The sequence below is a fragment of the Oceanobacillus luteolus genome, from assembly GCF_042678205.1.
Taxonomy (GTDB): domain Bacteria; phylum Bacillota; class Bacilli; order Bacillales; family Amphibacillaceae; genus Oceanobacillus; species Oceanobacillus luteolus.
On the sequence record NZ_JBHUDE010000073.1, the window covers coordinates 1 to 1,155 of the forward strand.

1 protein-coding gene is annotated in these 1,155 nt (G+C 27.8%); it reads right to left on the reverse strand.

Annotated elements, in window-relative coordinates; genetic code table 11:
- Positions 1 to 183: 183 nt before the first annotated feature.
- A complete protein-coding gene (locus ACFSBH_RS12175; protein ID WP_379597754.1) occupies positions 184 to 1,143 on the reverse strand; it encodes a hypothetical protein in 960 nt (319 codons plus the stop codon).
- Between the last annotated feature and the right edge of the window lie 12 nt (positions 1,144 to 1,155).

Below are 1,155 nucleotides of genomic sequence, written 5' to 3' on the forward strand. Positions count from 1 at the left end.
TTCCAGATTGGTGATAACGGAAGGTTATTTAGCATGAATAAAATTAAGTATATCATAATTAATTTGAGTTTTTTAGAGAAATATATTGACAACTATTAGCTGGTTTAGTTGAATAATACCTCGCTAATTAGCCCAATCAAAACTTCTTATGACTGGCTGGTTTAGGCAAAACAACTAGATTCCTTAAAGTTTGTTAATGTCATTTACTCGTTCTTGCTGTTTTAATTCTTTTCTAGTATTCGTTTTATTAACCTTTATACCTCCTTCAATTTTTACCTTTTCAAAAATTAGAGGAGTTTGTACATTAGATTTTTGATCAATTACCTGATATTTCTTTGAAATTTCTTTATTGGGTAAATTAATAGGAGAAGTAATAAATCTGTCACCAACATTAGCTATTACTACAAAATACTCATTATCATTGGTTTTGTATATTAAAAATTCATCTTTATTTTTTGCTTGTGATAAACCAATAAGATTTGCTGAAAAGTAACTCACAAAGAAAATTACTACTACTAAAAATACTTTAAATGAAGGATTATACTTCAAGTTTAATGAGATATTCTTTTTATTAAAGCCTGTTTCCTCCAACTCTTCATATCTCATCATTATTTTATTTTTGTAGCCCTTTACCTCCCAATAAAGAAAAACAGGATAAACAAAATAATATAATATTATTATTGACAACAGAAATAAATAAAGTTTCCATTCTTCAATAAAACCTAACCAAAAAACTGTGACTATAAACAAGGGTAGAGTTGCCTTTCTAAACATTAACCAAATGGGATTATTACCAACTGGAAATTCCTTGAATATTGACTCTAAGTTATTATAAGCACCTATTAAAAATATTAAAATTAAACTCACTGCTGTTATAGATATAATAATATTTGATAATGGCATTTCACTTATAAATACTTCATCAACTCCAAAATAGGATAGAAACCCTTTTTGATAAGAGTAGGCAACTACATATCCTAAAGCAGTTAACATACCAATTATTATTCCTGTATCTATCCAATTAAAAGCTTTACTTTCTTGCTGTTTGTAAGTAAACCCGTAATCAAACAACGCATACAAAAATGAAGCACCTCTTGCTAAGATAGAAATATCAATTGAAGGAGGTGCTTTTCTATGCCACATGAAGAACTAATC